Below are 17,985 nucleotides of genomic sequence, written 5' to 3' on the forward strand. Positions count from 1 at the left end.
TGCACCGCCGTTCGCCGATGACCCGACGCCATTGACCGAAGCGGGCTGGCGGCCGGCGGCGCGGACGGCTCAGCAGTCGGCATGATCCACACATTGCTCAATCGCCGCGCCGTGCTCGCCGCCGCCCTCGCCTTTCCTGTCCTGCCGCTCGCCCGGGCCTCCGCTCAGATGGCATCTCCGTCGCAAGCTGGTCCTTTCCGCTTCAAGGGCTGGCGCGGCGAGGAGACCGACGCCGAGCGGGGCTTCTTCGAGGTCCCGGAGGATCGCCGCGATCCCGGCTCGCGGAAAATCCGGCTGGGCTATGTCCGGTTCGCCTCGACGGCGGCCAGACCGGGGCCTCCGATCGTCTATTTGGCCGGAGGACCGGGCGGCGAGGCGACGGGCGCGGCGACCGGACCGCGCTTTCCGATCTTCATGGCCCTGCGCGCGGTGGCCGACGTCATCGCGTTCGACCAGCGGGGCACGGGTCTGTCCAACGCCATCCCGGAGCGAGCCGCCCCGACGCGCCAGCCACCGGTCTTCACCCAGGCCGGGCTGACCTCCTGGTTCCGCTCCGAACTCCAGAGCGCCTGGGCTGACTGGACGAAGGCCGGCGTGGCCATGTCCGGCTACAACACCGAACAGAGCGCCGACGACATCGAGGACCTGCGACGTCAGCTGGGCGCGGAAAAGATCGACCTCTGGGGCACCAGCTACGGCTCGCACCTGGCGCTCAGCGTGCTCAAACGGCACGGCGGCAGGGTGAACCGCGTGGCCCTCTCAAGCCTGGAGGGCCAGGACCAGACGGTGAAGCGGCCGGCGCGGATCGACGCCTATCTGCGCCACGTGGACGCCCTGCTCGCCACCGACCCCGCCACCCGCGCGACGGTGCCGGACCTGTTGGCCCTGATGCGCCGCGTACACACCAGGCTGGAGGCGCAGCCGGTCGTGACGGCGGTCACGCTGAAGGGCGCGCCAGCCGAGATCAGAATGGGCGGCTTCGGCGTCCAGATGCTGGCGGGTGGGCTGATCGCCAATCCCGATACTCTGGCCATGCTGCCGGGCCTGTACCTGGCGCTGGAGACCGGGCGAACCGGAGTGCTGACGCCGTTCCTGGGCGATGTGGCCGGCCTGCTGAGGCTGAGGGGTATGCCCGAGGCCATGGATATGGCGTCCGGGATCTCGCCACGCCGGCTGGCCCTGGTGCGACGCGAGGCGCGGAGCGCGGTGTTGGGCGAGACGCTGAACTTCCCGATGCCGCAGCTGCTGGGCGCTGTTCCAGGCGTCGACCTGGGCGAGCACTTCCGGGCGCCGATCCGCATCGATCATCCTGCACTGCTGGTCGCCGGATCGCTGGACGGTCGCACCCCGCTGGCCGAGCAGGACGAAGTGGCAACCCAGTTTCGGCGCAAGTCCCGGGTGATCGTGGAGAACGCCGGCCACAATGTCTTCGAGTCCCATCCCGACGTGCAGGCCCTGCTGGTGCGGTTCTTCCGCGGCGAGGCCGTGGCCGACACCCGGCTGGCCCTGCCGCCGCCGAAGTTCCGGGTGACGTGATCGGGCGGGCAGCGACGAGGTGAACGAAGCGCCGCCTTCAGGGGGCACGCGGAGGCGGGTGAAAGGCTGCAAGTGGGGCGCCGACCAGCGGACTACGCCAAGAACCGTCCAGCCGCTCATGGCCGCTTGCTATCCGGCAACTTTCAGCAACGGCAGCAGCGAAAGCGTCATTCACGAAATGGGCGCGAATGGCTGCCAACCACCGCTAGTCGCCGTTGGCATCGACCATGAAGACCAAGGTCTTGCCCCGCGACGCCGGATCCCATCCTGCCAATAACGCAGCCCGCACCCCTCTCGCGGCAATCGCGTCGTTGATGTGGGATCGCCCTTTCGGCAGTCCTTTCAGAAGACGCTTCGGCGTGGGAAATTCCAGCACGGCCTCGCGCGGCATATCTTTTTGACGCAACGAGACCGTCATGCCCTTCCAGCCATCGGCAGAGGACTGCTGGGGCTCACTCTGAAGCTCCCAGTCATATTCGAAACCGTCGATTTCGACAGTGCCGCCAAGGCCGCGCGTATGAAGCATGTCATGACTTAGCATGCCAGCGACGGCACTTCACCCATCTCACTGGTGGCGCGGGGTCTTCTCGATCCCTCATTCGCCTTGGTCATCTCGGCCAGTTTCCTGAGATGCGTGCGAAAGTGCCGTTCGAACCGCTTATCGTCATAGGTGCCCGCCGCCTGCCAGCCGCGACGCCTCGAAACGGCGCTCAAGCCATTTGTAGACCAGGTCGCCGTCCCACGGTTCGACCGATTGGTCATCGCTCTTTCCCAATCGATTCGCAGCTAAGGCCGGCGTTATGAACTTGCCAATGTGATGCCGCCGTTCGCATCGCTATAGGCTGAACGAAATCAAGGCAGTTAGATCGACATATGGCCCGCAAGCGTTCGAAACACGATCCCTATGACCACCTCCCGCAAGAAGACGAGGCTCCAGCAGCGCCAGTGCTCTGCTGGCTCTGTGGTCGGCCGACCGGCAAGACCATCGTCTGGCATCATCCCGTGCCCAAGAGCCGGGGCGGCCGCGATGTCGTGCCGATGCATTCGATCTGCCAGCAGACGCTGGTCGCCAATTTCACCAATTCCGAACTACAACGTCATGGGATGGAGGTGGCGGGCCTGCTCGATAATCCGAATGTGCGCAAATTCGTAGATTGGGTGGCGAACAAGGATCCGGAGTTCACCGCGACAATTGCGAAGAAGCAACGCTGATCGAGCTGCACGCGGACACGGGATGCTCTGCGCGATGATGGGGAGGGCCGTGAAATGGGCCGGGTGCGGCCTGGCGGCTTTCGACACCAAGCCGCGATAGACGACATTTTCACTGAGGGGCTCCGTTCGCCAGCTCCGCCACATCTGCATCCGCCCCAAATGCAAAATGCTCCATTCCCGTCAGATCGTTGAGCGAACGGGTCGGATGATCAGCGTGTTAACGTCCACATCCGCCGGCTGCTCCACCGCGTAAGCAATGGCGCGCGCGATGGCGTCCGGGGTAAGCGCGATGGCGCGGAAATCGACCATCGCCTGCGCGGCGACCGGATCGGTGATCGTGTGTGCCAGTTCCGATTCCACCACACCCGGCGCGATGATGGTGACGCGAATGTCGTCATGCTCCATGCGCAGCGCCTCCGAGATCGCGCGCACCGCATATTTGGTCGCGCTGTAGACGCCGCAGGTCGGCCACACGGCATAGCCGCCGATTGAGGAGATGTTGACGAATTGGCCGCTGCCCTGGCCCTTGAAGCGAGGGAGCGCTGCGGCGATGCCGTGAAGGACGCCGCGGATGTTGACGTCGATCATCCGGTCCCACTCGTCGACCTTCAGACTGTCGAAGCGCGACAGCGGCATCAGGCCCGCATTGTTGACCAGCACATCGACCCGGCCATAATCTGCCTCCGTCGCGGCGATGAACGCCTCGAAATCAGCGCGGTCTGTGACGTCGAGCGACCGGAAGGCGACCGTGCCTCCCGCCGCGTTCAGTTCCTCCGTCAGCGCGGCGAGCCGGTCGGTGCGGCGTGCGCCCAGCATCAGCTTTGCGCCGCGCGCCGCCAGCAACCGCGCCGTGCCTTCGCCGATGCCGCTACTGGCGCCGGTAATCGCGATGACCTTGTCCTCGATAGCCACGATAGTCACTCCTGTTCAGGCGGACCGAACCTTCGATCCGATGTCCGTAGATGGCGCTATCTGGTCGGGAGGCGGTAGAATGGTCGTCCTAAATGGTTGCACGATATTCCAGATTGCGGGTGGCGAGCTGGATCGGTTGCTATCGGCCCTGTAGGGTGGTTGTTCCAATCTGAGGAAGAGAAGCGCAGATGGCGCATCAGGAACTAGCGGAGCAGATTGCCCGATATGCCGAGCGCGACGGCATCATCGACACGCCCATCGCTCGACTGGCGCTGGTCCGCTCGGGCCAGAGTGGCGAGCCGGTGCACATGGTGCAGCGCCCGGCGCTGTGCATCATCGCGCAGGGAGGCAAGCGCGTGCTGCTGGGCGATGCGGTGATCGACTATGGCCCTGCAAGCTATCTTGTCGCCTCGCTTGACCTGCCGATCACCGGCGCTGTGACGCAGGCGAGCGCGGACGCCCCTTATCTCTGCTTCTGCCTCTATCTCGACCCCGCCCTGCTGTCGGAGATCGCGCTAACCCTGCCACCCGTGTCGGCGGGTGCGGAGGATAGCGCCGGAATGAGGCTACACCCAATGACGCCTGAACTGATCGACGCGGCGACGCGGCTGACGGCGCTGCTCGGCGATCCGGCGAACGCGCCGCTGCTCGCACCGCTGATCGAGCGGGAGTTGCTGGTGCGGCTGATGACCGGGCCGGGCGGAGGCGTGCTGCGCGCGATCGCCAACGGCGAAAGCCGCACCGGCCAGATTGCCCAAGCGATCGCTTGGCTCAAAGCCCATTTCCGCGAGCCGTTCAGCGGGCCGCCCCTTGCCGCCCTTGCCGGCATGAGCCTGTCGAGCTTCCACGACCATTTCCGCCGCGCCACCGCCATGACCCCGCTGCAATACCAGAAGCAGTTGCGGTTGCAGGAAGCGCGGGCGCTGATGCTCGCCGACCGGCTCGACGCGGCAGAGGCGGGCTTCCGCGTCGGTTATGACAGCCCCTCCCAGTTCAGCCGCGAATATCGTCGCCTCTTCGGCGCCCCGCCCGTACGCGACATCGGGCGGTTAAGGACGACGCCGCAGATGGCGATTGCGGTTTGAGGGGAGGGGCGTATCTCGATTCTATGCGTTCCCGCCGTTCGCTTGCGACTTCTCGACCGGCAGGTTCTATCAGAAACTGACGTTCCCGGTTGCCGATTAGAACGACCGGCTCTCGTCGGGAGCTGCTGTCGGAAGCTTCCTAGTACAGACGGCAGCTATGGCGTGTCCGCTGCCTGAAAGCTGCTGTTCCGCAATCGGCCCAGCTCCAGCCGTTCGGCTCCCCGTAGGGGTCACCATCGTCAAGACCGAAACGTGAGAATTCTGCGCTTCTTGGCGATGCGCCGCAAAAGGTGTCCACATTTCGTCCCACACAAATCCTCGGCTTTGATGAGCTGCAGTGGAGCGCAGTGAGCGATCTGCACCCTGCCCTAAACCGCAACCGAGTCTCTCAAGTTGGCCGGTCCGGGCTAGGTGGCCGGCGACGAAAGCCGACGTCTTCACATGAATGCGTAGAGCGCTGTTCTCCGAAGGCAGAGGCCACTGGTTCGAATCCAGTCGGGTGCGCCATATTTTCAATAGCTTAGATGCCTTCGTCGATGGTCGTACGGAAAACGTACGAAAAACATCGTCGGACGAAATCATGCGTATTGGGACAATCTTTCTCGCGCGCCGCGGGTGAGGAAGCCTCGATTCGCTCCGCGATGCGCCGATGGCGCGCCAAGACAGAGCGGATGGTCGACTCCACGCGCCTTTCGTCGCGCTGATCAAAGTCTTGTTGTGAGCCGACAGCCGACTAGCAGCTTTAAGATGGATGCGCGCAATAGCTGCCGCTCCCGGCCGGCCGCCGTCAGCGGCGGCTAACGCCCAAGAGCGGACGTTATTCACACGTGACGTCCGACCCCCTGAGCCCCCGGTAACGATATGCGACACCCCAACCGTCTGTTGTCTCGTTCGATCGCTCGAAGCGAGCGCGGCAAGTCTCTCCCGCGTAGCGGAACGTGTTGTGGCCCGTCCCCGCGGCTGTCTTCGGCAGCTCAACTTTCTATCCATTCCGGTCTGGCAGGGGCGATCCGTCGCAAACTTCGATCAGCGCTTGGCAAACATTCGCATCGTGAGTTTCCGCAGCAGCTGCGGCCGCATATTTTGTCGGCAATCTCGCGTGTTCTTGAGCCGCTGCAGCGCAAGGCCAGAGTAAGAGGCAGATGATGAGCCGTCGATCATGTGACAATCCTATCGAGGCGAGATCGGCACGGCTATGCCGGTTCGCGACTAGGTTGAGACTCGTTTGATCCACTCGGTGACGGTGGCGACGAGAGCGATGGCCGCGACGTGGGCACATTGCCGTCACCAACGCCACGCCTCCAAAGAAGTTTACCCACTCTGGTTCGGTTAGGGTCTTTGTTCTGTCATCGAACCTCGCTATGCAGTGCCGAGCAATCGCCGAATCAGACAGTAAGTTGAGCGCTGAACTTCCGCCTTTGATACTGAGCATGCTGGAGCTGCACCAGCTCGATCAATCTTGATGTTGGCGTTTGATCTATTCCTGAATGTAGGAGGGCTCATATGAAACGCTATACTCTCGGCATTGTCGCCTCGCTGTCGGCCTCGCTATTCATGACCGGCCCTGCCATGGCGCAGTACTCTAATTACGCCGAATGCACCGAGTACTATTCAGCACACTTCTATCAACAGCTCGCCGACTGCGCTTCCCGAGGTTGGGGCGATGCGTGGCTTCGAGAACTGTGTGAGTACGCAGCGGGCCAGGAGCGTGATCAGAATATGAACTATTGCTCGAACGCGTATCCCGAAAACGTTTCTCATCTGACAGTTCCGGCATCGCGGTGGACGCGCAGCGAATTCGCGCTGGCGTTCCGGGAATCTAACTACAGTGAGTTGCTGGCTCGCACGGCAGCGGCCAAGAAAGAAGATGAGTGGGGCGTACGTCGTTCCTAGCCTGCCGACGTTGTTCGCATCACCGATCGTTCACCGCGCCGGAGACGTCCGCTTCCGGGCGGAATTCACAAGCATAAGCAGAAGGGCGGCACGCTCGCGATCCAGGGCCGGCTCCACTACACTCGGGGGTGAGAGCGCGACGGCATCGAGCGCTTCGGCTGCGAAGTCATCGCCTGGAAGGTTCACTTCTGCTGAAGCGGCCGCAGGGTGGCGCTACCGCGCCGCCCAACGCCCCAGAGCGAATCTAGATCGGCTGGCCTGATCATGGGCAGCTGTGTCCGCATCCGGAGGATTATGTGACCAAGCAAGCGCTGTGATCAATTGATGGGTGTCGTGGAACCGCTCGGGAATTCCACGCCCGCAAACTCGGGATATGCTTCACGCAGGACGAGTACTTGCTCAGCCTCGCCTATGCGGACGAGGTACCAAATGCCGTTGTCCTGGAAAGCGAGAGTCGACGACTTACTCAGGAGCCGGCCGGTGCCGGGCACTTCCACGACGGTTTCCGTCGGAATCAACATGTAGTTCCTGCTCTTGTTCGGCGTGGCCCCTGCCGTCCCATTACTCAAGACCATCCGGAACGATACAATCTTCACGTGCTTCATCGCCTCGGCGACCTGTTGCCTGAACGACGGCTTCACATCGGCTGGTGACAAGCCAAATTTCTTCGCGATCACGCCGAGCAAACGCGGAGGAACGAAGTCAAGGCTATCGCCCGTCCGACCCTCCCGCATCATCTTGTCGAATGCGCCGATTCTATTTTCGATGGCTGCGCGGTCGGTTTGTGTGATGCCCTGCGCCGCAACGGGGCTCGGGGCCACGCCGGCCAGTGCCAGGAGGAAGCATATAGCTAATCGAACCATGAACATTCCTTTCTGGGCGATCTCACGCCGATTGAAACTCGACATCGTATGTGGCCGTGGTCTTTTGCCGCGCCTCCCTGCTGCCAAGGAAGCCGATCTACGGCGACGCGGCCGGCCAAGACCGACATTGGGTGGAATGCAGCCCGACTGCTTGTAGCCCGGAAAGAGTCGAACATCTGCCCGCTGACAGCAGGCAGCAATCTGATCGGCACGCTCGCCTACTAGAAACGGACGCCCAGCGCGGCCATCACGTTACGTGGGGCTGCCATGAAACAGTCGCCCCGCGCAAGGCACGAGGCGAACGCGCGTTCGTTCAGCAGGTTGGTCGCGTTGATGGCGAGGCGCCACTTGTCCCATGTGATTTCCGCCAGCGCATCGACCGTCGTACGTGACGGGGTGACGATCGTGTACAGCGTGCCGGGTACGATCGCGGGGTTGAGGGCATAGGGGTCGAGCGGGCCGGTCGACTTGCTCTCGCCGCTGTACACCACGCCCGCGCCGAGTCGCAGCAGCGGCCCGCTGGTGTCGCCGAAGGTCTTGGTCGACCAGAACGACGCGGTGTGGCGCGGCATATAGTCGAGGCTGGTGTTCACCTCGGAATCGAGCTGGCTGTAACCATAGTTGAGCAGCAGCTCGAAGTTGCCCGGCAGGACGTGGCTCGCCTCGAACTCGACGCCCTTGGTGGTCAGCTCGCCGGACTGGGTCGTGACGTTGTTGGCCAGATAGAGGACGCGGTTACTTTCCTTGATATGAAAACCGGTCACGGTGACCAGCGTTTGGGGGCCGGGCTGCCACTTCACCCCGGCCTCATATTGCGTGCCCATCTGCGGCTTGAAGGGATCGGTCGGGACGCCGCCTGGCCCGGTGAGCCGGCCGGCGATGGGCAGGAAGCTTTCGGTATAGCTGAAGAAGGGCGAGAAGCCTGCGCCGAGCTCGCCGATGATCCCGGCGCGGAAGGTGGTGGCATTGTCCGTCTGGTCCGAGGAGTTGCTCACACGATCGCGGCGCGCGCCCAGGATCACTGAGACGCGGTCGAAAAAGCGAATCTGGTCCTGCACATAGACACCGAGTTGCTTCTGCGATTCATAGGCGAACGGACCGCTCGGGTCATAGGTCTGCAGCGAATCGTAATCGATGTCGTAAAGGTCGACCGTCTCCAGCGCAGCGGTCGCGTAACGCTTGCCAACCTTGTTCCAGCTATAGTCGAGACCGGCCAGCAGCGTGTGCTCGATGTTCGCGCCGGTGTTGAACTTGAGCTGGACGTTGTTGTCGGTCGAGAAGACGTTCATCCGCGCATCGCTCGCGTCAGCATAGAGGCCGATCGTGCGGCCATCGGCGCCATAGACTGCGAACGGGTTGGTCGGGTTGGTATAGCTGTCGGCGTAATGGGTGAAATATTCGAGGTCGCTGTCGATGTACCGCGCCTTCAGGCTGACGCGGATATTGTCGGAGAAGCGATGGACAAGCGACCCGCCGCCCTGCAGCGAGCGCCCGGCGTAGCGGTCCCAGCCTGCCTTGCCCACGAAGGTATAGGGGTCGAGCTGCCCGCCCTGATTGTCGGGGTTGGGCGCGAAAGTGCCGACGATGGGCAGGAATTGCGAGGTCGAGCCGGTCTCGTCCTTCTGGTACAGGCCGGTCAGGATGAGGTCGGTATCGGGCGTGGGCTGCCAGCGGATCGATGGCGCGAACATCACGCGATCATCTGGAACATGATCGACATAGGTGTCGGCGTCGCGCACGCGGCCGACCGCACGGATCGCCAGCGTGTCGCTCAGCGCGACGTTGACGTCGCCTAACGCTTCCTTGCGGTCATAGCTGCCATAGACGAGGTTCAACTCGCCGCCGGTGCGGAACTCCGGCGTCTTGGAGACGAGGTTGACGAGCCCGCCGATTGAGCCTTGGCCGAACAGCACCGATGCCGGGCCGCGCACGATCTCGACGCGGGAGAAATTATAGGGATCGGAGGTGATGCTGGCATAATAGGAAAAGATGTCGCGCATGCCGTCGCGAAACTGGAGCGCATTGATGCCGCGCACATTGAAGCCGTCGACTCGCGTATCGCGGCCATAGGGATTGGCGAGGACGCCAGCGGCGTATTTCACCGTGTCGCTGATGTTGATCGCACCCTGCGACAGATATTGTTCCGACGGGATAATGGTGAGCGGCTGCGGCAGCTCGATCAGCGGGGTTTCCGTCTTCGTGCCGGCGTTCGTGCCGATCACCACGATTTCATTCTCCGGCGACACCGGCTCCGCATCTTGAGCCCAGGCAGCGGAGCTCGCCAGCACGCTTGCCAGACCGGCCGCAACAATCAACTTCCCCATTTTCCGCCCTTCGTCTCATGCCTGTTCGATTTGCGGCGCTCCTATATAATTGCGACAGATTATCAATAGCATTATTCTTGCCAACACCGCCCGGCGCATTTATCCGTTCCGCATGTCTCACCTTACGGATACGAAACCGATCCAGGCTCAACACCGATGGGCGCGAATCCTGCTCGCCGGGCCGGGCGCGATCGTCGTGACGCTAACGTTGCTCGCCGGCATGCCGCTGTGGCTGCCGGGCGGCGCGGCGGGCATCGACAACCTGGCGTTCCCGCTGGTCCTGGCCCCGCTGATCTGGGCGACGCTGTTCTTTCACGCCTGCCTGGACCGCAGGATCACGCGTGTCGCGCTAGTCTCCGCGGCGCTGTTTCTCGTCCATGGCGGCATGGTCGCTTCGCGCTTCATGGCCGCCGCGCCCGCGGCTGCGCCCGCCTTGGGGGATGCCCGATGATCCACCTGAAAAAGGACGAGACCAAGGCGATGGTCGCGGTGCACGGCTGGTCCGGCATCCTGCTCGGCCTGCTGCTATATGCCGTGGTGCTGACGGGCGCTGCCGCGGTCTTCGCGCACGAGATCGGCGCATGGTCGGGCGGGCATCTTGCCACGCGCTCGTCGTTCGAGCAGCCGATCGATGCTACGATGCGCCGCCTCACCGCACAGACCCCGCCGCAATATCGCGAGGCGGTCAACCTGTTCGAGATCGGCGATCATGGCCTCGGCGTGTTCTTTCACCGCCACGAGGTCGATGCGCAGGGCGTCCCGACCGAGAACGGCATCTATTATCAGCTCGACAATAGCGGCCGCACCCTTGCGACCGTGACCGGTTCCGTCGACGATGTCTTCGGCCCTCGCAACGACGACGCGCTCAGCTCCTTCCTGGTCGATACCCATGTCAGGCTGCACGTTCCCAATCCCTGGGGCCTGCTGCTAACCGGAATCCTCGGCCTCGCCATGCTCGTCGCGGCGATCTCGGGCCTGTTGATCCACCGCCATCTGTTCAAGGACATCTTCACCTTGCGACGCCGCGCCAGCCCGGCGCTGGTCAATCGCGACAAGCATAGCGTCGCGGGCACGTGGAGCCTGCCGTTCGCGTTCGTCCTGGCGTTCACCGGCAGCTTCTTCTCGTTCTATGGCACGATCGGCGTCCCGGTCGTCGCGATGGCGGCGTTCGGCGGCGACGTCGAGGCACTGACCAAGGCCGTCTTCGGCAATCCAGGCACGCCCGATCCGCGCCCGGCCGCCATGGGCAATCTCGATCGGGTCGCCGCCGATGCGATCCACCGCACGGGCGAGGTGCCGGCTTTCATCGCGATCGAGAAGTTCGGGCGGGCCGATGCGGAGATCACCAGCTATCATAATCCCAGGGAAGGCGACCTCGAGCCGGTAGCGCTGCTCTACAAGGGCGCGACCGCGGAGTTCGTACGCGCCAAGCCGCAGGTCGGCGCGCAGCCCTCCGCGGGCGGTACGCTGGTCGGAATCATGGGACCGCTGCACTTCGGCAATTTCGCCGGTATGCTATCGAAGGCGATCTGGTTCGGGCTCGGCTTCGCCATGTGCTATGTGACCTATACCGGCATGCGGCTCTGGGTGGTTCGGCGCAGGAACGATGCGCGGTCGCTCGCCTGGCTGGAGCGGACGGTGACCGTCGTCGGCTTCGGCCTCCCGTTCGGCCTCGTCGCTTCCGCCGCCGCATTCCTGGTCACCTCGCCGCTCGGCTCGGCCGTGTACTGGACGACTACCGCGTTCCTTATCGCATCCGGCGCGGCGATTCTCGCGGGGATCTTCGTTCCCGGCAATGACCGGCTGGCATTGGTGCTGAAGGCGGCGACGGGCGGCACCATGCTCCTGCTGCCGCTGCTTCGCCTGTTCTCAGCAGGCGGCCCGGACTGGGCAGAGGCGGTTTCAGCGGGCCAGCCGGTCATTGCTGCGCTCGACCTCGCGTTCATGAGCGGCGGCGCATGGCTGTTCCGCGACTGCTGGAGGACGTGGCCACGTGCAGCGCGAGGATCCGGGCCGATCCTGGGCGCGGTCGAGGCATGACGATCTATCTCGCGCTGGGTGCGCTCTTCCTCTCGGCGATTCCGGTCATTTTGCTCTGCGTTGGCGATCCGAAGCGGCGGCGCGCCGCCGGCGAACGTGGCGGGGCCGCCAGCCGGCCACGCTCGATGTTCGTCATCATGGCGTGTATTCCCGGCTTCGCCTGTGCGCTGCTCGGCGATAGTGCCGCTTTCATGTTGTGGCTGGGTGGGACCGCACTGCTTGGCTGGGCTGCGGCAGCCAGTTTTGTCGCGCGAAGCCAGGATCGAACCTATTAGCTAGAGGCGGCTAGCTTACCGCGAACTTGGCTGCCATTCCACTCGCGACCCAACTCTGGTGGTTTGGAAGCGCGTTTCGCGCGGCCAGACCTGCTTCAAGGCTGGCTCCAGCTGCTCGGCCATGTCGCGCTGGCGGTTCAGATTGTGCGTCTTGGGGCTATAGAGCGTGCGCACCAGGAACAGGCGGTGATAGAAGCGCTCGACCGCCTGATGCAGTTGAAACGCAGCCTCCTTAGGCCGCTCAATGCTCCGATAGTAGGACGCGCCTTTGGCAAACGCGACAGCACTTTCGAACCATTCTTCGTAATAGTCGCGAGTCTCCTGCAGCGCCTGTTCGGGCGACAGCGGCTGCGGCTCGACAAACGGGAAACCCACCTCGTCGAACAGCACGATCCCCTCGCGCAGAATGTCCATGAAGAAGTAGCGCCCGAGCCGCAGCTTCTCGTTCACGTCGTCGATGTCGTGATAGATCAGGCTGACCGGCGTGCGCAGGACCTGTCCTGCGGAGAGCTCCTCAAGCAGCTGCGTCTCGGCCTTCTCCCAATACTCGGCAACGTCGGTGAACTCCTCGCGATTGACGACGACGAGCAGGTCATAATCGGAAAAGTAGCGCCCCACCGGATCCTCAACCCAATCGCCCCGCGCGTAGCTTTCGAACAGGATGATCTTGAGGATCTGCCCGCCGCGCGTCTTGGCTGCGTGCGCCGCGCGGTGGCGAAGGCGAAGCCGCCTCGCAGCACATCGACCACATGCGCCAGTTCGCGGCGCTTGCCCTCAGGCAGGTGATCGAGGCTCGTCTTCATAGTCTCAGACTCGCGCTTCATGCGCGAAAAGCCAAGGGGATAAGTGAACGCGGCGGGCTCGATGCCCGCCGCGTTCACGCCGGCTGCGCCGCGGCCGGGAGCAGCGCAGCCGGCGCTGTCTGGTACCACTATTTGCCGCTCCGCCCGCTCAGCGCGAGCAACACGTTCGCAACGCTGCCCTCCACTTCCTCGACGCTGCAGCCGTGCCGCTCGGCCGCCTCGGCATAACTGAGATCGTCGAACCGAACCGACCCGAAGATCGCACGGTCTCGCTCAGATAGCGCACGGAAGACGCGACGCATCCGCCGCATTTCAACCCAGCGGATCATGCCACCGCCTCCCCGTCGGAGACGAAGCCGAGCAGATAATCCGCTGCCTTGGTCGCTGCGCTGGCTGCCCGGAAGATCGCCTTCTCATCCGCGCGGAGCACGGCAAGCCAGCTGCCGATATAATCCGCGTGGCGAACCGTCGGACGGATCGACAGGGACGCGCAGGTGAACGCACTCGCCATCTCGGCAACCAGTTCCTCGCGCGCATAGGCAGCACTACCAAAGGCGCCCGACTGATCGCGATCGAGCCGCGAGCGGTGACCGGTCCAGTGTCCCAACTCGTGCAGCGCGGTGCGATACCAGTTGATCTTCGAATGAAACGCCAGCTGCGGCGGCACAAGGCTGCACCCAAGGCAGCCGCCCCTGCTTCAGCTCGGCAATCACGCGGGAAGTCACCTCGGCATAGAGGCTCGCGCGGTTCTCGGTCTTCGTCATCTCTCCTCACTCCCTCAAACCACCGCAACCGGCGCCGGAATGGCGGGGGTGGGCGGCAGGAGCGGACCGGCAGTCCCGCCGACAGAGGCGGGCCGCACCCGCAGGGCCGAAACGGAGAGAAGGAGCTGCGCGCAGCGCAGCTTGCGGCACGCCGCGGCGGGACTAGAGGGAGCGACGCCCACCCCCCGCCAGATCGAGTGCCGGAGGCAAAACGCCGCCGCGGCACGCGGCGACCGCAGCCCTTCAGCGCGCAGCGCTGCCCAGCTCCAGCGGGCCTGCACAAAAGCCGCTCTCTCGAATCCGGCCGGCCGGCGCGGCGGCGTGCGCGCGCGCCCGTGGGCCAGCCGCCGCCGTGCCCTCCGGACGGATCGAGCGTGCGACGCGGCACAAGTACGCTGCGGCCTCTGGCGTCTCCGCAGGAGCGCGCCAGTGTGCGCTCATTTGATCCCCGCGTTCCGCTTCCCGGCGCCAGCCGGCCGCGTCAGCGATCGTCATCCGGATGGACCGACGCCGCAGAGCGACTCGGCGGCGCGCAGCGGCGTAGAGCGCGGTCACGCCGCAGGTGTGAGACGCCATGAGACTCCCGAACCTGGAACTGGATCTTGCCGCCGGTTTCTATTTCTTCGCCATGATACGCTGGCCCGATCGCCCCTCTTGCGCCCGGCGCCTCAACCCGATCCTGCTTCAACCAGACCAAGGCAGCGCGAACAGGATCAGACCATGTCCGACACTCCCGACCGCTTTCTCCGCCTCCAGGCCGTGCTCAGCCGCACCGGCCTAAGCCGCACCACCATGTACAGGATGATACGGAACGGCGCGTTCCCGAAGAACGTACAGCTCAGCACCCGCTGCGTCGGCTGGCGCGAATCCGCGGTCGAGGCATGGATGCGTGGCCCGATGCTTCATCGCACCAGGGCTAACCGATAGGCACTCCCAGCCGCCTCACAGCAGATCGATCTGCCCGACGCGCTGCCGGATCGCGACACCGATCGGCTCTACCAGCGCCGCCGGCGCACCCGTCGGCATAGCAGCGACCGCAGCCTCGAACGCCGGCTCTGCGGTCACGCGCAGCTCGTGCAAAATCTCGCGCGTGGATTCCTCGTCATAGCCCGCGCGGACCGCGGTCTGCAGGAAGTGACGCGGCGCAATCTCATCGAGCCGATATCGGCGCCGGTCGCCGATCGCCATCGCAAGACGCATCTGCCGACGGTTCACCTGATGCGCGGCAAGGCTCGGCTCCGCTGACAGCACATCGTAGATGGGGGTCGCCGCGAAACGCCCGCCGGGCGACAGGAAGATGCTGAAATTCTTCGCATGCCCGTCGGTGGCGCCGAGCAGCCAGAAGGCGATGAGCGTCTTCATCAGCGCGCGGCGGTCGATATCCGGCCGGTCACTGGCGGCCAGCACCTTCATGATCTCGGCGACGCCCGGTCCGCCATGATCCTCGTACTTGCGCGTCGGCGGCACGGACAGCGCCTGGCACAAATCCTCCTGCGGACGTCGAAGCAGGCGCCCGTCACGCGCCCACAGCCGGTCAAACCGCTCGACGATCAACACCGGCCGCTCTCCAAAAGTCGCCACGCGGGTTTGAGCGACGTCCATGCCGAGGGCGCCAAGGAAGGTCAGGCAGAGATGCTCGTTCTCGACGCTGTTCGAGAGATCGATCCCGTTGGGAAGCTCGCCGATCTGCGGCTTGAAGATGTGCGTTGTGGCTGTCGTGCCGTGTGGCTTGTTCCAGCGGTCTTCCCACCAGAGCAACGCGGTCTTCTCCTGGGCGCCGGCAATCGAGATACGAAACGCATCGTCGCGCTCCAGACCCAGCGGCGCCCTGCCGAGGTTGCGCAGCATCGCAGCGACGTCGTCGTCTTCGAGGGGTTCGGCTTCGACAGTGCCGGCAGGCGAGGCCTCTTCGTCTTCGGGCAGGAACTGAAGTGCGCCAACGCAATCCCTCCCGACAGCCGCCAGCAAACTATAGACATCGGCACCTTCGGCGCCGACCCGGCCGGCGACACGGCGACGGATGTCGTCATTGTCCGGGAGAAGGTTGTCGAACACTGCCGTGACCGCACCGCCGGTATAGCGGCGCGTATCGAGCGGCAGCGAAAGCGAGACCGGCGACACATATTCCCAGTCGAGCCATTCCTGCGCGTAGCGGAAGTCGATGGCGCCGTTGGCCGCACGGGATAGCCATCCGACCTGTCTGCCGTTCAGAAGCACCCGAAGGGTCGAGGACCGGCGCGCCATCTAAAAGATCTCGTCAAGCGCGGGCGCTGACCGGCTGCGCTCCGACAGCCGCAGTTCCAGCTTCAGATAGGTCAGTATCGTGAACAGAGTTTCGAGAGTACCTGCCTCGCCGTTCTCCAGGCTCGAGATCGTCGCCTGACGCAGGTTCGTTCGTGCCCCAAGCTCCTTTTGGGTAAGTCCCGCCGCGCGTCGAGCGCTTCGCAATGCGGCACCGAGGCTTTGAGAGGATCTGATGATGGAAACCATTTTGGAACGACCTATACGTTTTTCCGCATGACATCTCTGTATACGGAAAAGCGCATAGCGCAAGAATATACGGAAAAACGCATACTCCTAAGAGATACGTTTTTCCGTATCTTCTATGCCCCGGCAGGCGACCTCTTAGGCAGAGTGTGACGATGATGACGGAGCAACGCCATATAGGAACACGCTTGAGGGCCGGCCCGAGCTTTGCGATCTCGAATATCGGCCCTAGATGCGCCTGGCAGAACATCCCGACCAATCGCCGCGATCGCGGGACAGCAATTGCCCTTCCGCAGGTCGTTGGAAGCGTTGCCACACCAGCATAATCGCGGCCCCGACCGGGAGCTCAGGGGGCCATTCGCATCGAAGACGACATGAAGCTATGTGCTCCCGCAGCCTCCGTGCAGCCGATCACCCGCCCAGATATGGTACTTCCCACGCGATGCCGAACTGGCTGAGCAACGATGTCGAGACAGGCGGCCAAGCTGCGTTGAGAATCATCGCTCGCCCCGAGGACAATTCGAGGCACCTCCTCCATTGGGATTTTGTCGCATGCGAGAAGGTACCAGCCTGCGATGTCTATCGGGCAAGCTGACGCCTCAGGCCTGATCCACACGCATTCGTCTTGCAGGCCTCAAAGCCCGTGTATGGCCAGTCGTGCTCAAAGATGCCGGTATAAAGATTCCAGTATTCACCTCCGGGTACGCAGTGAACGAGTATTTAACCCAAAGCGAAAATAAATTACCCCCCGTCATTGTACTGTCGAAAAAAGTGGGAATAATCCCGTGCGACGGTTGTTTGCGTTTGGAGTAAGCGTGAGGCCTGAATCACTGCCTTGTTCGAGCGATTCAGGCCATCGTGCCTCAGAAACATGCTGCCCGGCGGTTTTGTTTGTGCCAGGCGTGTCACGATCTTCTATGGCCTCGGTTGAAGAGGGCGATCAGACCACGCTGCTGTGGAAGACCTCTCGATGCAGCTGAAGCCTTTTATGGTCCTGCTGGCACTCGCTCCTGCGAGCTGCGGCGCTGACACCGTGCCAAACGATCCGGCGCTGCGCGAAGCACGACATGCGGTCCGCAATGCAGATTCGGGGGCAGAGCAATCCGGCGAGCAAAGCGAGCGCAGGACCGTGCGGGACAGAAGCGACGATGGAGGACGCGTCCGGCTGGAGCGCGCAGAGAGACTACAATTTTCTTCCGCGACTCGAATCAGCGTGGCGACGGACTTTTCGGTCGACATGGTTGCGCCGCTGCACCTGGCGGAGGGCAGTGAGCGGGCCTATGCGAATCGCGTCTCCGATGCCTGCGTGGCTATGCTTCGCGCCACTGGCAAACCGTCGTCGATCGTCGCCTCGCCGGGACAGATTGCGGACGATGGCAACAACGTGGTGATCCGCCTGACTATCACGCCGAACGGCAAAGGAACACCGTACCGCGTCAGCCTGACGGCATCGCAGTCCGGCGCCCGCTGGTCTGCCAGCATCGAACGTGCCAGCTATCGCCATGTAGCCGGCAATATCCCGATCCGGCCCGACGGCACCACTCCCGACAACCGGCAATATTGGGATGCGGCGCGCGACACCGACACGCTGGCAAAGCGCCTGTGCAACCATCTTCTGACCCGAGGTGCAAATGCCGACGCCGGATGACATCAATCCGGCGACCGCGTTCGCCAGCTATTCCGCCTTCGGCAACAACATAGCTACACCTTCTACAAGGCTCTTCCGCCGGCCTGCACATGCGTCGTTCAACGGCCTGCACAGCTCGGGGAGTGCTCCCCGGTGAGCGGCCT

At 63.7% G+C, this 17,985-nt stretch carries 17 protein-coding genes and 1 pseudogene; 9 read left to right on the plus strand and 9 right to left on the minus strand.

Features of this window, described 5'->3' with window-relative positions:
* The first annotated feature begins 81 nt into the window (after positions 1–81).
* Entirely contained in the window at positions 82–1,536 is a 1,455-nt protein-coding gene (locus tag CVN68_RS14125; protein ID WP_100282761.1) for an alpha/beta hydrolase, read from the plus strand.
* Between the two features lie 205 nt (positions 1,537–1,741).
* Here the strand turns inward: CVN68_RS14125 and CVN68_RS14130 are convergent, their stop codons facing one another.
* On the minus strand, positions 1,742–2,062 hold the full coding sequence (locus CVN68_RS14130) for a hypothetical protein (RefSeq protein WP_100282762.1): 321 nt from the start codon (positions 2,060–2,062) through the stop codon (positions 1,742–1,744).
* 347 nt (positions 2,063–2,409) lie between these two features.
* On the opposite strand from CVN68_RS14130, the gene CVN68_RS14135 reads away from it, so the two are divergent.
* Positions 2,410–2,748, plus strand: a complete 339-nt coding sequence (locus tag CVN68_RS14135; protein WP_100282763.1) for a hypothetical protein — start codon at positions 2,410–2,412, stop codon at positions 2,746–2,748.
* Positions 2,749–2,928: 180 nt separating this feature from the next.
* On the opposite strand, the gene CVN68_RS14140 is transcribed toward CVN68_RS14135, so the two are convergent.
* Positions 2,929–3,660 (minus strand): SDR family oxidoreductase, encoded by a 732-nt coding sequence (locus tag CVN68_RS14140; RefSeq protein ID WP_100282764.1) that lies wholly within the window; start codon positions 3,658–3,660, stop codon positions 2,929–2,931.
* A 188-nt stretch (positions 3,661–3,848) separates the two neighbouring features.
* Between CVN68_RS14140 and CVN68_RS14145 the strand changes: the two genes are divergently transcribed.
* Positions 3,849–4,745 carry an AraC family transcriptional regulator gene (locus tag CVN68_RS14145; protein ID WP_100282765.1) on the plus strand — a complete coding sequence of 299 codons (897 nt, stop codon included), beginning with the start codon at positions 3,849–3,851 and terminating at the stop codon, positions 4,743–4,745.
* Positions 4,746–6,248: 1,503 nt separating this feature from the next.
* On the plus strand, positions 6,249–6,638 hold the full coding sequence (locus tag CVN68_RS23265; protein ID WP_158298898.1) for a hypothetical protein: 390 nt from the start codon (positions 6,249–6,251) through the stop codon (positions 6,636–6,638).
* Positions 6,639–6,955: 317 nt separating this feature from the next.
* Here CVN68_RS23265 and CVN68_RS14150 read toward each other — a convergent pair whose 3' ends face one another.
* Together CVN68_RS14150 and CVN68_RS14155 are read right to left on the minus strand one after the other, a co-directional pair.
* Positions 6,956–7,501, minus strand: a complete 546-nt coding sequence (locus tag CVN68_RS14150; protein ID WP_233503360.1) for a hypothetical protein — start codon at positions 7,499–7,501, stop codon at positions 6,956–6,958.
* A gap of 221 nt (positions 7,502–7,722) precedes the next feature.
* Complete coding sequence (locus CVN68_RS14155) at positions 7,723–9,825, minus strand: TonB-dependent siderophore receptor (RefSeq protein WP_100282767.1); 2,103 nt, start codon at positions 9,823–9,825, stop codon at positions 7,723–7,725.
* A 112-nt stretch (positions 9,826–9,937) separates the two neighbouring features.
* On the opposite strand from CVN68_RS14155, the gene CVN68_RS14160 reads away from it, so the two are divergent.
* From CVN68_RS14160 to CVN68_RS14170, 3 genes are read left to right on the plus strand one after another with little or no spacing between them, the layout of a single operon-like run.
* Entirely contained in the window at positions 9,938–10,276 is a 339-nt protein-coding gene (locus CVN68_RS14160) for a hypothetical protein (RefSeq protein ID WP_100282768.1), read from the plus strand.
* Positions 10,273–11,865: a PepSY-associated TM helix domain-containing protein gene (locus tag CVN68_RS14165; RefSeq protein ID WP_100282769.1), complete on the plus strand. Its 1,593-nt coding sequence runs from the start codon at positions 10,273–10,275 to the stop codon at positions 11,863–11,865. Before CVN68_RS14160 ends, CVN68_RS14165 begins: the two co-directional genes overlap by 4 nt.
* Positions 11,862–12,140, plus strand: a complete 279-nt coding sequence (locus tag CVN68_RS14170) for a hypothetical protein (RefSeq protein WP_100282770.1) — start codon at positions 11,862–11,864, stop codon at positions 12,138–12,140. The genes CVN68_RS14165 and CVN68_RS14170 overlap by 4 nt, the downstream gene beginning before the upstream one ends.
* A gap of 15 nt (positions 12,141–12,155) precedes the next feature.
* On the opposite strand, the gene CVN68_RS14175 is transcribed toward CVN68_RS14170, so the two are convergent.
* The 3 genes and pseudogenes from CVN68_RS14175 to CVN68_RS14185 all read right to left on the minus strand — a co-directional run.
* Entirely contained in the window at positions 12,156–12,758 is a 603-nt protein-coding gene (locus tag CVN68_RS14175; protein ID WP_100282771.1) for a hypothetical protein, read from the minus strand.
* A 313-nt stretch (positions 12,759–13,071) separates the two neighbouring features.
* Positions 13,072–13,272, minus strand: a complete 201-nt coding sequence (locus tag CVN68_RS14180) for a sigma factor-like helix-turn-helix DNA-binding protein (RefSeq protein ID WP_100282772.1) — start codon at positions 13,270–13,272, stop codon at positions 13,072–13,074.
* Positions 13,269–13,610 (minus strand): annotated as a pseudogene (locus CVN68_RS14185) (zincin-like metallopeptidase domain-containing protein); the annotation flags it as partial. The pseudogene CVN68_RS14185 and the gene CVN68_RS14180, both read right to left, overlap by 4 nt.
* Before the next feature lie 817 nt (positions 13,611–14,427).
* Here CVN68_RS14185 and CVN68_RS14190 point away from each other — a divergent pair.
* Entirely contained in the window at positions 14,428–14,634 is a 207-nt protein-coding gene (locus CVN68_RS14190; protein ID WP_100282773.1) for a helix-turn-helix transcriptional regulator, read from the plus strand.
* Between the two features lie 15 nt (positions 14,635–14,649).
* On the opposite strand, the gene CVN68_RS14195 is transcribed toward CVN68_RS14190, so the two are convergent.
* A complete protein-coding gene (locus CVN68_RS14195) occupies positions 14,650–15,951 on the minus strand; it encodes a type II toxin-antitoxin system HipA family toxin (protein ID WP_100282774.1) in 1,302 nt (433 codons plus the stop codon).
* On the minus strand, positions 15,952–16,197 hold the full coding sequence (locus tag CVN68_RS14200; RefSeq protein ID WP_100282775.1) for a helix-turn-helix domain-containing protein: 246 nt from the start codon (positions 16,195–16,197) through the stop codon (positions 15,952–15,954).
* Positions 16,198–17,149: 952 nt separating this feature from the next.
* Between CVN68_RS14200 and CVN68_RS23270 the strand changes: the two genes are divergently transcribed.
* Positions 17,150–17,842, plus strand: a complete 693-nt coding sequence (locus tag CVN68_RS23270) for a hypothetical protein (protein WP_233503361.1) — start codon at positions 17,150–17,152, stop codon at positions 17,840–17,842.
* Positions 17,843–17,985: the final 143 nt, after the last annotated feature.

The sequence above is a fragment of the Sphingomonas psychrotolerans genome (genome assembly GCF_002796605.1).
Classification (GTDB): domain Bacteria; phylum Pseudomonadota; class Alphaproteobacteria; order Sphingomonadales; family Sphingomonadaceae; genus Sphingomonas; species Sphingomonas psychrotolerans.